14 protein-coding genes are annotated in these 11,447 nt (G+C 39.5%); 4 read left to right on the top strand and 10 right to left on the bottom strand.

The annotated features are described in order from the left end of the window. Window positions 1-207, bottom strand: coding sequence for a heavy-metal-associated domain-containing protein (locus tag EHO58_RS06475; protein ID WP_135679393.1), 207 nt, complete (start codon window positions 205-207; stop codon window positions 1-3). Between the two features lie 137 nt (window positions 208-344). On the opposite strand from EHO58_RS06475, the gene cueR reads away from it, so the two are divergent. After that, window positions 345-734, top strand: coding sequence for a Cu(I)-responsive transcriptional regulator (gene cueR, locus EHO58_RS06470; protein ID WP_135679392.1), 390 nt, complete (start codon window positions 345-347; stop codon window positions 732-734). A 7-nt stretch (window positions 735-741) separates the two neighbouring features. On the opposite strand, the gene EHO58_RS06465 is transcribed toward cueR, so the two are convergent. From EHO58_RS06465 to EHO58_RS06440, 6 genes are read right to left on the bottom strand one after another with little or no spacing between them, the layout of a single operon-like run. Further along, window positions 742-1,917: an MFS transporter gene (locus EHO58_RS06465; RefSeq protein ID WP_135679391.1), complete on the bottom strand. Its 1,176-nt coding sequence runs from the start codon at window positions 1,915-1,917 to the stop codon at window positions 742-744. Continuing rightward, window positions 1,914-2,297 (bottom strand): PilZ domain-containing protein, encoded by a 384-nt coding sequence (locus tag EHO58_RS06460; RefSeq protein ID WP_100721962.1) that lies wholly within the window; start codon window positions 2,295-2,297, stop codon window positions 1,914-1,916. Before EHO58_RS06460 ends, EHO58_RS06465 begins: the two co-directional genes overlap by 4 nt. A 7-nt stretch (window positions 2,298-2,304) precedes the next feature. After that, window positions 2,305-3,051: an NRDE family protein gene (locus tag EHO58_RS06455; RefSeq protein ID WP_135628304.1), complete on the bottom strand. Its 747-nt coding sequence runs from the start codon at window positions 3,049-3,051 to the stop codon at window positions 2,305-2,307. A 1-nt stretch (window position 3,052) separates the two neighbouring features. Continuing rightward, window positions 3,053-4,825 (bottom strand): fibronectin-binding adhesin Lsa66, encoded by a 1,773-nt coding sequence (lsa66, locus tag EHO58_RS06450; protein WP_135679390.1) that lies wholly within the window; start codon window positions 4,823-4,825, stop codon window positions 3,053-3,055. A 34-nt stretch (window positions 4,826-4,859) separates the two neighbouring features. Continuing rightward, on the bottom strand, window positions 4,860-5,411 hold the full coding sequence (locus tag EHO58_RS06445) for an NUDIX hydrolase (RefSeq protein WP_135679389.1): 552 nt from the start codon (window positions 5,409-5,411) through the stop codon (window positions 4,860-4,862). Further along, window positions 5,408-7,267, bottom strand: coding sequence for a carbon starvation CstA family protein (locus tag EHO58_RS06440; protein WP_135679388.1), 1,860 nt, complete (start codon window positions 7,265-7,267; stop codon window positions 5,408-5,410). The genes EHO58_RS06445 and EHO58_RS06440 overlap by 4 nt, the downstream gene beginning before the upstream one ends. Before the next feature lie 106 nt (window positions 7,268-7,373). Here EHO58_RS06440 and EHO58_RS06435 point away from each other — a divergent pair, with 106 nt between their 5' ends. Then, window positions 7,374-8,285, top strand: coding sequence for a DnaJ domain-containing protein (locus tag EHO58_RS06435; protein WP_135679386.1), 912 nt, complete (start codon window positions 7,374-7,376; stop codon window positions 8,283-8,285). Here the strand turns inward: EHO58_RS06435 and EHO58_RS06430 are convergent, their stop codons facing one another. Next, complete coding sequence (locus tag EHO58_RS06430; RefSeq protein WP_135679384.1) at window positions 8,286-8,744, bottom strand: YHS domain-containing (seleno)protein; 459 nt, start codon at window positions 8,742-8,744, stop codon at window positions 8,286-8,288. It lies immediately after the preceding gene. 46 nt (window positions 8,745-8,790) lie between these two features. On the opposite strand from EHO58_RS06430, the gene bufB reads away from it, so the two are divergent. Both bufB and EHO58_RS06420 read left to right on the top strand, forming a co-directional pair. Next, window positions 8,791-9,603, top strand: a complete 813-nt coding sequence (gene bufB / locus EHO58_RS06425) for an MNIO family bufferin maturase (RefSeq protein ID WP_135679382.1) — start codon at window positions 8,791-8,793, stop codon at window positions 9,601-9,603. Beyond that, on the top strand, window positions 9,600-10,355 hold the full coding sequence (locus tag EHO58_RS06420; protein WP_135679380.1) for an HvfC/BufC N-terminal domain-containing protein: 756 nt from the start codon (window positions 9,600-9,602) through the stop codon (window positions 10,353-10,355). Before bufB ends, EHO58_RS06420 begins: the two co-directional genes overlap by 4 nt. On the opposite strand, the gene bufA2 is transcribed toward EHO58_RS06420, so the two are convergent. Both bufA2 and EHO58_RS06410 read right to left on the bottom strand, forming a co-directional pair. Next, entirely contained in the window at window positions 10,345-10,602 is a 258-nt protein-coding gene (bufA2, locus tag EHO58_RS06415) for a BufA2 family periplasmic bufferin-type metallophore (protein ID WP_135628312.1), read from the bottom strand. The two genes, EHO58_RS06420 and bufA2, sit on opposite strands and share 11 nt — an antisense overlap. A 171-nt stretch (window positions 10,603-10,773) precedes the next feature. Next, on the bottom strand, window positions 10,774-11,361 hold the full coding sequence (locus tag EHO58_RS06410; RefSeq protein ID WP_135628313.1) for a YceI family protein: 588 nt from the start codon (window positions 11,359-11,361) through the stop codon (window positions 10,774-10,776). Between the last annotated feature and the right edge of the window lie 86 nt (window positions 11,362-11,447).

Raw genomic sequence — 11,447 nt, 5'->3', positions numbered from 1 at the left:
TTACTCCTGGTTGATGGAAACCACTGGATATCCTTCTTCTTCTAATAGTTTTGGAAGAGAAGAAATATCTTTTTTGGTTTCGAAACGTGCAGTCTGGGAGTTTAAGTCCACTACCGGTTTAGACTCGGAATCGAAAGATTGGATTGTTTTAGATACCGTTCTTACACAATGTTCGCAGGTCATTCCTGATAATTTGATCTCGTACATTTTATCTCTCCTTAATCTATAATACTATTGTCAACCTTCCAATAGTGGGAAGGTCAAGACCCAAATCCAAAAAAAATCGGATTTTTAATAAAAAATAAGATTTTCTAACCTTCTAATCATTGGAAGGTTATGAATTTATGAATATCGGGGAAGTCGCCAAATTATCCGGGGTAAACCCAAAATTAGTCAGGCATTATGAATCCATCGGTTTAGTCTCTAAGCCCATTCGTGCAGATTCGGGATATAGACTGTATTCAGAAAAAGACATTCATATATTGAGATTTATCAAAAGAGCCAGAGGTCTTGGATTTTCATTGCCAGAGATTAAACAGTTATTGGGACTTTGGAAAAATAAATCTAGAGCAAGTGCTCAGGTCAAATCCCTTGCCATGACTCATGTAAAAGAAATGCAGGCTAAAATTTCGGAATTACAATCCATGTGCGATACTCTTACTCATTTAGCAAAACATTGTCATGGAGATCATAGACCGGATTGTCCGATCTTAGAAGAATTAGAAGGAGAATAATTTCCTTCTAAATTTCGGAATTTTTAAGTGTAAGGCGAATGAAATAAAAAGAAACAGTTATCGAAACTAAAGCTGTCATCAGGAACATACTTTTAGGTCCCGAATAAAACCAGATCAATCCGCCAAGATTGCTCGCAATCAAAGCGGCAATACTATTCAATCCCGCAAATGTTCCTATCGCAGAAGCTGAATCCGTTTTAGGAATAATATTTGTGATCAATGCTTTGGAAGTCCCTTCTGTGCTAGCTGCATAGATCCCATACAAAAAGAATAAGGAATAGAAGTGAATTTTGTTTTCTGCAAATGCCATTCCTCCGTATACGAAAGCGAATACAAATAAACCGAAAACCAATGAGGGCTTGAGTCCTACTTTATCCGCTAAGATACCTGCGGGAAGAGAAAATAAAGCATACACTAAATTATAGAATATGTATATTCCAATCACTTGAGAATCTTCTAAACCTTTTGCTTTCACCATCAAAAGAAGAAAAAGATCGGAACTATTGACTAGCCCGAAGACTAAAAGTCCTATTACTAATTTTTTATAGGAAATAGGCGCATTCTTCCAATAGAGAAAAGAAGATAGAAAGTTCGAGTCCTCTTGTATTACTAATTTTTCTTTCTTCTTCTCCTTTAAAAGGCCCGAGATCAGAAATGCCGAAAGTCCCGGAATAGCTGCTATAAAAAACAGAGCAGAATAATTTTCAGGATAAAAATGCAAAAATATTAAAGCGAATGTGGGCCCGAGTACTGCTCCTAAAGTATCCATAGAACGATGGAATCCGAAAACCGTACCCTTGGTCTCCGGTGTTGCTTCGTCGGAAAGTAATGCGTCTCTTGCTCCTGTTCTAATCCCCTTTCCCAATCGATCCATTGTCCTGGATAAAAAGATCCAGAACGGGAATGTGAAAAACCCCATGATAGGTTTTGAAATTGCGCTTAATAAATATCCGAACTGAACGAAAGGAACTCTCTTGCCGTTTAAGTCTGAAAGTTTTCCAAAATATCCTTTGCTAAGTCCTGCGATCGCTTCTGCAAACCCTTCTAAGACTCCGATCAAAACCACGGAGAATCCGATACTCTTTAAATAAAGAGGCATGATCGGATATAACATCTCGCTGGATACATCAGTGAAAAGACTGATGAAGGAAAGTATCCAGACTGCTTTGGTGATTTTTTTCAGGATAGAGGCTTTTTGTCTTTGTCGAAGAACTTTTTGTGGATCAAGTCTTGGATTAGATCTTTGTCTTCTTCAGAAAGGCTGATAAAGATTACGTTCGCTTTTTTTCCGGAGACTCGGATTACTTCCGATTCGAGTTCCATATTTTTGCCGTTGATATTTCCGAATAGGATGATCCTGTCTCCTTCGAAAACGGAAGTGCGGGTCTCAAGGCCTGCTCCTCCAGTTCCTATATCAACTATGAATACCGGAAATCTTTGGGTTTTACCTTTGACTATAAAATCACCGTCTATGGTGATTTTGACGCGAGCGTTCTTCCTCTTCTGTTGAGAAGGGTCCCGGTATTCGTATTTATCGTCGAAAAGGGAATTAGTGCCCGCCATACGACAATCATGCAGAAGTTCGAAATTCAGTCAAAGTGAAATTGTAATCTTCTTCAGGTCCTTCTTCGCAAGGCTGAGAATTCTTGTAAGAGAAATAAACAGAAGCTCCATCCAAAACGATTACTGTTCTGGATACGGAATGTGCGTCTCTTCTATGCATACAAGGCGATAAAGCGCCTTGTTCCGGTAGATGAGAAGATAAGAATGACTTAGCTATATTTGCAAAATTTGTGGCATCCGGAAGCGAAGAAGGACGAAAATTATTATCGAATGTTTCTCTTCTGGAGACCTGGGCTTTTGGTCCTTGCGTGAAGGAACTTCCGAAAACTGCAAATGTTTCCGAGTCCGTTTCTGTTTGGTAAGTCTTACCGTCCCAGATAAATATTTCTGTTTTCTCTTTGCTTACTTTAAATAATTTGAACGGATAATATTTTTCCAACTCTGAATCCGTATAAGACTCAGGAGTTCTCTCTCCTAAAAGAACGGAACGAACTAGTAGTCCTCTACTCACAGGATTGCGCAGTAATTTTAAGGTAGCCTCGTAGTAGTTTACTAAGCAGATAATTTCTCCCGTTTGGGTAACTCCGATCCAAGTGCCTCCCGCTTCTCCGTCGATCGGTGCGATTGCTTTTCCGGAATTCGATTCGAGTAATTGAGGAAAAAGAGAAGGTTTTCTTTTTACGGATTCATCTCTGTTAAATCCGACCCCAAGTATTCCTTTACTTGGATCTCTATAAATTAAAGAAGTACACATTTTATTTTCCTACACTTAAGAAGAAATCTACTCTTTCGTTTCGATCCACTTCATAAGCTCCGTTGCCGGGGATCAAAGGTAATGTTTCTCCATAACCTCTGTATCTATATCTTCCGAATTCATAATCTTTTCCGAATAAAGATTGGAATACCTTCTTCGCTTTTTCTTCGGAAGCTCTTAGATTATATTCGTCATCTCCCCTATGAGATGTATGGATCTGCAATTCCGCTTTGTATCCTGGGAATTTATTTAAGACCGATTTTAGTTTAGAAGGTAATGTCCACCATTTGTCTTCGTAGATACGATTTGGAACGGAGAATCTGAAACCTTCTTTCTCTTTTACGACTAGGATATCCGTTTTGATATCCCCTAATTCCAGCTCTTCTTCTCCGCCGAAAATGTCCTTGTAAGAGAGAACAAATCTAAGTTCTGCAAGAGATCCTATTCTTCTTCCTTGGTCGTCTAAACCGTACCAGATCAATTTTTCCGGGCCGTTTCCGGTTCCGTTCCAACTACGGACGATCCTTTCCTCTTGTTTATCTCCATCGTAATAGGATTCCATAATATTGATCTTCCAGGATACTATCGGGAGTCCTTTGGATCTTAGACGGATCTCGACTAGATCTTTTTGCCAATCTCCATCAGGTGTAAATCCGCCTGGAGAAACATCGTAAGAGAATTTCGGCTTTTGGTCTGAAAGTTGGAATTTTTTAGGGACACTTGTATACTTATCGTATCTATTATAAACCGTTAGACGATAGAAATATATTCCCGGGCCTAAAGATTTATTTTCTTTGTTCTTCGGTTCCCAATTCAGTTCTGCAGGAGGCTCTCCCAATGATTTTTGGGAAAAGACTAAATTATCCTCTTTTGCTTCATTTTTGAAAATTTCCAGCTCATAGGAATCGGATTTTAATTTAGAAGAAACGTATGAGTTAAATTTAATACGATTTAAAGGATTGTTCGGGTCGGAAGGAAATAAATCTCCTTCTATATTTAGATCCACTCCGGAAGACTCGTTTTTGACCGTAAGATTTTCGATCTTATCTATGGATTCGTTTCCTGCAGGATCTCTTCCTGTGAGTTTATACGTATATAAACCGGGGGGAACGATCCTACCATTCGAATCGGTTCCATCCCATACGAGTTGGTAAGGAACTTCTCTATTTCTCCAAGTATAAGCTTTTAAGGATCTGCCTTCGAAGTCTAAAAATTCTCCGATGAACATATCGGCGGATTCTCCGGAGGTTTTTTGTTGTATGATGATCTTAGATAAATTCCTGTCTTCGCTTAATAATAACTTGGTTTTACAATTTGCCTCTACTTTGGGAGGTCTCGCATCTAAGTAGAATGTAGACTCTTCGGAGAGTATCCTTTCTTTGTTTGTGGTGAGTAAAAATAGTTGGTAGGTATAATACCCGTCTCCCACCGGAGTTCCGTTTTCATTTTCTCCATCCCATTCCAGGATAGAAGGTAGATATATATCTTCCGAAGCGAATTCGTTTTCGTCGGAAAAAATCGTGAATCCTTTTTTGCGGATCTTTCCTGCTTCGAATTTTCGAACAGTTTCTCCTGAGGCACTTCTGATCGTTAATTCCCAATCTTGTAGTTTAGGCAAAGAAGAAGTTTGTATCTTGAATCTGAGAATATCGGAGACTCCGTCCCAGTTCGGAGAGAAGGAGCCGGATTCAGTACTGATCAATGAATTTGCGGAAATCGAAGAAGAGAATAGAACTCCCAGAATACCTAAAAAAGGAAAAATTTTTCCGAACATGCTACTAGGAAATTCCTTCCGAGAAAAAATGCACTTATGTTTTATCCTCTAATTTTCTGTTACGGATCGAACCCATATGAGTTCCCGAATTGGAAGGCTCGGATTTTTCAGTATAACGTTTTAATGCGAATGTGACGGAGGCAAACGCGATCTCTTCCCAAGGTATTTCTTCGGGAGAGAATAGTTTTACTTCTTCCGATTCGGGGCTTTTCGAAAAAATTCCATCGATTAAATTGGCAAGGAAGAACATATAAACTTGGCTGATATGAGGAATACTGTAAACGGAATGAAGACGAACAATATCGATCTTTGCATTTGCTTCTTCCGAAGTTTCTCTTGCGGCGCCTTCTTCCACAGTTTCTCTGTTCTCTAAAAATCCGGCGGGTAGGGTCCAGTATCCTTTTCTAGGTTCTATCGCACGTTTGCAGAGTAGTATTTTACCTTCCCAAATAGGAATGGTCCCAACGATTACCTTTGGATTTTGATAATGTATGGTGCCACAGTTCTCACAAACGTATCTTGTGAGACTGTCTCCTTCTGGGATTTTTTGGACTACTTCAGAGCCGCAAACGCTGCAAAATTTCATGCTTTAGAAAACCTTCTCCATGCCAGGATCGCTTCTAATAATAACCAAACGGTTAGAAAGATTAAAACTCCTCCGACTGTCGCGAGTAAATAACTAGGAGACTTGGAGAATATAAAATCGTAGAAGTTAATAACCATTGCCCAGAGTGTTGCGCCTAATACGAATATCATCGGTATAAAACTGATCCAGGTCTTTTTCTTAGAATACAATAGATAGATTGTGATTACAAGTAAAGCAAGTCCTGCAAGCAGCTGGTTTGTTGTCCCGAATAGTTTCCAAAGCGCTAATCCCGCGGTGGTTTTTTTACCGTTTTGGTCGATTTGTAAGAATGCAAAAAATCCGATCGCAACACATGCGATAATACTGGAAACATAACGATTCCCTAAAATTTTTCTGATCGTTTCCGAATTGAAACTTTCTGCGATCTCTTCTATATTATATCTTAATAATCTGGTAGCCGAATCTAAGGATGTCAAAGCAAAGCTTACTACAACGAGTGCGATAAAACCTTGGGCAAAACCTTCGTCGAATCCCAACTGAGAGATAAATCTTCCGGTTCCATAGATATAAGCCCCTACAGAAGGTGCTAAACCTTGGATACCGGACCAGGATTTATAAAAAGAAGACCATTCTCCCGCGGATGCAAATCCGATCGTACAGGCAACAACCGATGTAAGACCTAAAAGGGATTCACCTATCATTCCGCCGTATCCGATTACCCTTGCATCTATTTCTCTATCCAATTGTTTTGCAGTGGTTCCGGAGCTTACCAAAGCATGGAAACCGGAAACCGCTCCGCATGCAATCGTGATGAACACGAACGGAATAATATCCATATCCACTTTTTCAGTGCGGATCGCTTCCGCGTTAAAGGAAGAAAATTCGCCGAAGATACTTCCTTTTACGAAACCGAAATAAATTGCGATAATCCCTAAATACAATAAGAAGGAATTGATATAGTCCCTACTTTGGAGAAGTAGCCAAACTGGAGTTACGGAAGCCAGAAAAGCATATGCAAGAAGTATAATTTTCCAAATTGGAACACCCGGGGATTTGTCTATATCATTCAGACCTGTCCATGTGAGAATGGATTCATTCATTCCGAGAACCATTACTATCAAAGTAAGTGTTACGGAAGCGAATGTGAGAGGTCCTAACTTCATTCCTTTTTTATAATGAAGCCATCCTACTAAAACGGCAAACACCATGATCCCTGCAGTAGGAATTACTGCCTCCGGGAAATGACTTCTGAGTTTAATAGGAGAAGAAGGAGTTTCTACCCTAACTTCGGAAGGATGCACATGGTCTTTGATGCTCGGAGCAGTTTGTGTTTGTTCGATTTGTGGAGTAGGGGTGACGGGTGCCTGCTTTAATTTAGGATCCGCAGAGAACATTTCTGCAAGAACGATCACGAACACACCCATTGCCAATGCGACTAAGAAAAAAATGATCGCATGAAATAAACTTCTCGCCCTTGGTCCTAAAAGATCCTGAGCAACTTGCCCGATCGATTTACCTTGGTTACGGACCGAAACTACGATTGCTCCGAAATCATGGACACAACCTATGAAAATTCCTCCAAATACCACCCAAAGCATCGCAGGCAACCAACCCCAGATCACTGCAACTGCAGGTCCTAGGATGGGAGCGAGTCCCGCGATGGAAGCATAATGGTGCCCGAATAAAACCGCGGGCTTTGTGGGAAGATAATCTACACCGTCATTGAACTTATGAGCCGGGGTATCACCCACAGTGTCTTTGAGTTGGAAGATGGATTTTGATAAAAATCCGGAGTAAAACTTATAACCTAAAAAATAAAGAGTGAAACAACCGAAAACCGCGAGAAGGGGTAACATGTGGGAAAAATCTCGTTTTATGCGGCCCGGATCAAATCTTTTTTCTCGGGAAAATAGGTGGACAAACTCGATTCGGGGCAGAAGGGTCTAAGTATAGGTTCTCACTTTGAACGCTCGCAGTTTTGATCAGGTAAAATCTTCCTTAGAGGACGTAATCTTCGAGATACAGTCTTCCAGCAATGATTGTGAGTGGTTTATCTCCTCCGAAAAACTGATCGAAATTTTAGAGATCCGACGAGAGGATTATTTTAAACTCCTATATACTCTCCGAGGAGAAAGGGAATATTCTTCCAAAGGTTCCCAAGGATTTACCCAGGACAACGCGGATCTTCTCATTTTATTACTGGAGAAGGTCCTAAAAATCGAAGGCCTCGCCTACGAATTCGCAAAAGGTGGAGTGTATTTCGATGACACTTATCTGGATGAATTCCGTGCTTATTTGAAGGAGATCGTTCTTTCTAAATTGGAAAGACATGATCTGGATAAGGAACTTCTACTTTTACTCATATCTTCTACCAAAAAATTCGAAGACGCATTCGATTCCTACTTCGACGATCAATTCGATGTGCAAAGATTAGTGGATAACGGGATCACCGAATTTTTGGAAAGAAAAGGTTTTTCGGGAGATTATGGAGCCGATGTATTCTTAAGGAATTATTTCTTTCAAATCTTAAATACTAAGTTATTCCCTATCCGACAAATTACCTCGGAATATAGAGATAGGGCTTATTACGAAATTTTCGGAAGATTCAGAGAAGAAGAAAGAGAAAAGACTAAAAAGAAAAAATCCAATTTCCGCAAAAAATTCTCTTCTAAATCGTTTTACGAGGATGAAGATGCTGAGACAAGAGAGCATCGGGAATTTTTAGGACTCTCCGAAGAATATACAAAAGCTGAATTAAAAAATAAATACAAAGAGATGATCAAAAAATATCATCCTGACGTAAACAAAAACGGTCTGGAGATGACACAAAAGATCATCGCTTCCTATAATTTTTTAGTAATGAAAGATCGTTAGTTAAGGGTTTGTTTTGATTAAAGGCAAAACCTTCCACTGATTATCCGCTTTTACGATATTTCCGGGTATGTCTCTTTCCCAAAAACCGTGGACCTTCTCGTTATAGTTCAAATATAATTTGCCGGAGACAATTTTCCAAGCTTTAGGATCCGTTTCATAAGTTTCTCCGTCTCTCATTGCATAAGCGCAATATCCTCCGTATTGAGGAGCGAAACTTTCCGGAGACTTCTTAAAAGATTCCAGATTTTTTTCGGAAGAAAATCTCCAGTCCGCACCTTTCCAATGAAAACTGAATTTAGGATTTCCTTCTTTCGGTTTGGATTCCTTAAAATAAGCGACCGGATCGTAACCTTGGATTGCGGTTTTTCCATCTTGTTTGAAAACAGGATCCGCTAGTTGTCTTCCGGAGCAGTCCCAGAGAAGTAAAAGTACGATCGGTAAAAAATACGACTTGTTCATGTATCCTTGTTCGGATCGAATCGAAATAGGTTACATCGGAGAATATATGTCTTCCATCGGAGTGGGCTTAAGAAAAGAACATTATCCTTATTTAAGAAAGGGTGAACCTGTCAGAATTTCTTGGTTCGAGGCAATCACCGAAAATTATATGGATACCCAAGGTCGCCCCCTGGAGACGTTGGAGTTTATACGCAAAAATTTTCCGGTCGCGTTACATGGAGTTTCCTTATCAATACTTGGCGGAACTTTTCCCGATAAAAAGTATATACAACGATGGAAGGAACTGATCCAAAGAATAGATCCTTTCCTGGTTTCTGATCATCTTTGCTGGACAGAACAGTCCGGAAATTATCTACACGATCTATTACCTTTTCCTTTTACTGAAGAATTCCTGAAATTTGCGATAGAGAGAGTTATGCAGGTCCAAGAGATCTTGGGTAGAAAGATCCTATTGGAAAATGTTTCGACCTATTTGAGTTTTCCGCAGAGCGAAATGACAGAATGGGAATTTATCTCGGAACTTTCTAAAAAAAGCGGATGTGGGATCTTATTAGATATTAATAATATATATGTGAATTCGATCAACCATGGATTTTCCGCATTCACATATTTGGATTCCATTCCTTGGGAGAATGTAGGGCAGATCCATCTTGCCGGGCATACGGATACAGGAGAATTTTTATTCGATACACATTCTAGACCGGTCGCAAAAGAAGTTTGGGATCTATTTTCTTCTTTTGCGGATAAAATCCGTGGAATTCCAATCTTACTAGAATGGGACGAGGATATTCCAAACTTTTTAGAAATGGAAGAAGAAGCCCTCAAAGCAAAATCAATTTTGGGATCTGTGCCGAAATGAACCCGGAAGAATTCAGAAAATTTTTTTCGAGTACCATTATGGGAAAAGAAGAAGTTCCATTATTGTCGGAGCATATCCTGCCTGGCGGAAAATTGGAACATAGTTCCGCGATCTCTGTTTATCAAAACGCTTATAGCGCCAGATTTACGGAGGCCTTGGGAGAAAAATATGAAACAGTTTGGCGAGTCTTGGGAGATGAGGACTTTTTCGAAACAGCGAAAAACTTTATTAAGGAAAATTCATCATATTCTTATAATCTATCCGATTATGGGGAAAAATTTCCGGACTATTTAAAGATGAATTTTTCGGAACACCCTGTGTTAGCAGAGATTGCAGATTTTGAACTTTATGTTTTTAGAATATTCCATCTTAGCAAAAATGATGGGACTAACCTGCAAAACGGTTTACTTCAAGGAGAAACGGAAGATCTAAAGGTTACCTTTCATTCTTCCGTTTCGTTTTTAGAATATTCTTATCCGATTTATGATCTATGGAAAACTGAAAATCAGAAAGATCTTCCTGATTTTCTAAACGAAAAAAAACAATATTTGGTCTTAGGAAAAAAAGGATCTGACTTATTCGTCTCAGAGATTGAAAAATGGGAATGGTCCTTCGGTAAAAATTTGTACGAAGGAAAAAGTATCTTAAGGTCTTTGGAAATTTGTGGAAATCCTCCGAAAGGTTTGGGATCTATTTCCGAATTCCTTTCGGGGATGACCAGAAACGGTTTGATCGTTCAGGTTAGCTCTTAAATGTTCCTTTTTTGGATTCACATTCTTTTTTAGTAAGAGAGATCCAACCTTCTCCTTTGCAGGAATTTTTTCCGGCGCAGCTATGACCTTTTCCACCGCAGTCCCCGGTACCTTTACAAGAATTGATCCCGTGGCATTCTCCTTTAGGTTCTTCTGTTTTTGCTTCTTTCTTTTCTGCCATCGCTCCTGTTGCGAATAACCCTGTTAGAGCGGCTCCGATGATCATACTTTTAGTTAGATCGTTCATCTTTTGTTTCTCCAGATGGAAGTATCTAAGCCTGATTTTTCTGGCCTGATCTGTTCCTATTTCGATGGGAAGCTGAGAAGGTTACGTGTAAAAAGGAGGGAGGAGAAGAATATGGGAGAAGATTAGAAACATCGGGACCTTCTTTCAAAAGCCCCGATCGGATAATATAGATTATTCTGGAAGTGCTTCGCCTTCGATACGGATAGAAACTTCTTCTCCGATTAGAAGTCCGCCTTTTTCCAAAGGTTTGTTCCAAGCGATATCAAAATCAGCTCTTTTGATTTTAGTTTCTGCTTCGAAACCTAGGTGAGTATTTCCCCATGGGTCTTTTGCAGATCCTGTGAATTTAACTTCTAAAGTAACCGGTTTAGTCACTCCTTTGATAGTTAATTCTCCTTGGATCTTAGAAACTCCGCCTTTTTTAACGGTAGCTTTTTTTGCTTTGAAAGTAAGAGAAGGATGATCGTCTACATTGAAGAAATCTTTTCCTTTCAAGTGTCCGTCTCTTTTCTCGTCGTTAGTGTGAATGGAAGCTGCTTTGATAGTTACGTCTAGATCAGTAAGAGCACCGGTAGCTTCGTCATAAGCGAATTTTCCGCTGAAGTCTTTAAAACTTCCGGATACGTTAGAAATGGTAAGGTGTTTGATCTTGAAGCCAACGCCGGTGTGAGCGTTATCTAATTTAAAATTTCCAGCTTGAAGGCTGCCGAAAGTTAAAAGCACCAGAAGGCTAGGGATCAGATAAAGTTTCGTTTTCACGAGTGATTTTCTCCTTTGAGAATGTTTGGGTTTTAGACTGATCTCCCGGTGTAATTATCGAAATTACAAGTAAAAATACAAAATTT

Origin of the sequence: Leptospira selangorensis (genome assembly GCF_004769405.1) — a bacterium.
Classification (GTDB): domain Bacteria; phylum Spirochaetota; class Leptospiria; order Leptospirales; family Leptospiraceae; genus Leptospira_B; species Leptospira_B selangorensis.
The sequence above is the reverse complement of the archived record's forward strand: the minus strand, read 5'-3'. Positions and strand labels throughout refer to the sequence as shown.

Coding starts and splice junctions, on each gene's coding strand:
- EHO58_RS06445 (WP_135679389.1), bottom strand. CDS start 5,411: ATGAAATTTTGCAGCGTTTGCGGCTCTGAAGTAGTCCAAAAAATCCCA.
- lsa66 (WP_135679390.1), bottom strand. CDS start 4,825: ATGTTCGGAAAAATTTTTCCTTTTTTAGGTATTCTGGGAGTTCTATTC.
- EHO58_RS06430 (WP_135679384.1), bottom strand. CDS start 8,744: ATGAACAAGTCGTATTTTTTACCGATCGTACTTTTACTTCTCTGGGAC.
- EHO58_RS06460 (WP_100721962.1), bottom strand. CDS start 2,297: ATGGCGGGCACTAATTCCCTTTTCGACGATAAATACGAATACCGGGAC.
- bufA2 (WP_135628312.1), bottom strand. CDS start 10,602: ATGAACGATCTAACTAAAAGTATGATCATCGGAGCCGCTCTAACAGGG.
- cueR (WP_135679392.1), top strand. CDS start 345: ATGAATATCGGGGAAGTCGCCAAATTATCCGGGGTAAACCCAAAATTA.
- EHO58_RS06420 (WP_135679380.1), top strand. CDS start 9,600: ATGAACCCGGAAGAATTCAGAAAATTTTTTTCGAGTACCATTATGGGA.
- EHO58_RS06440 (WP_135679388.1), bottom strand. CDS start 7,267: ATGTTACCCCTTCTCGCGGTTTTCGGTTGTTTCACTCTTTATTTTTTA.
- EHO58_RS06475 (WP_135679393.1), bottom strand. CDS start 207: ATGTACGAGATCAAATTATCAGGAATGACCTGCGAACATTGTGTAAGA.
- EHO58_RS06455 (WP_135628304.1), bottom strand. CDS start 3,051: ATGTGTACTTCTTTAATTTATAGAGATCCAAGTAAAGGAATACTTGGG.
- bufB (WP_135679382.1), top strand. CDS start 8,791: ATGTCTTCCATCGGAGTGGGCTTAAGAAAAGAACATTATCCTTATTTA.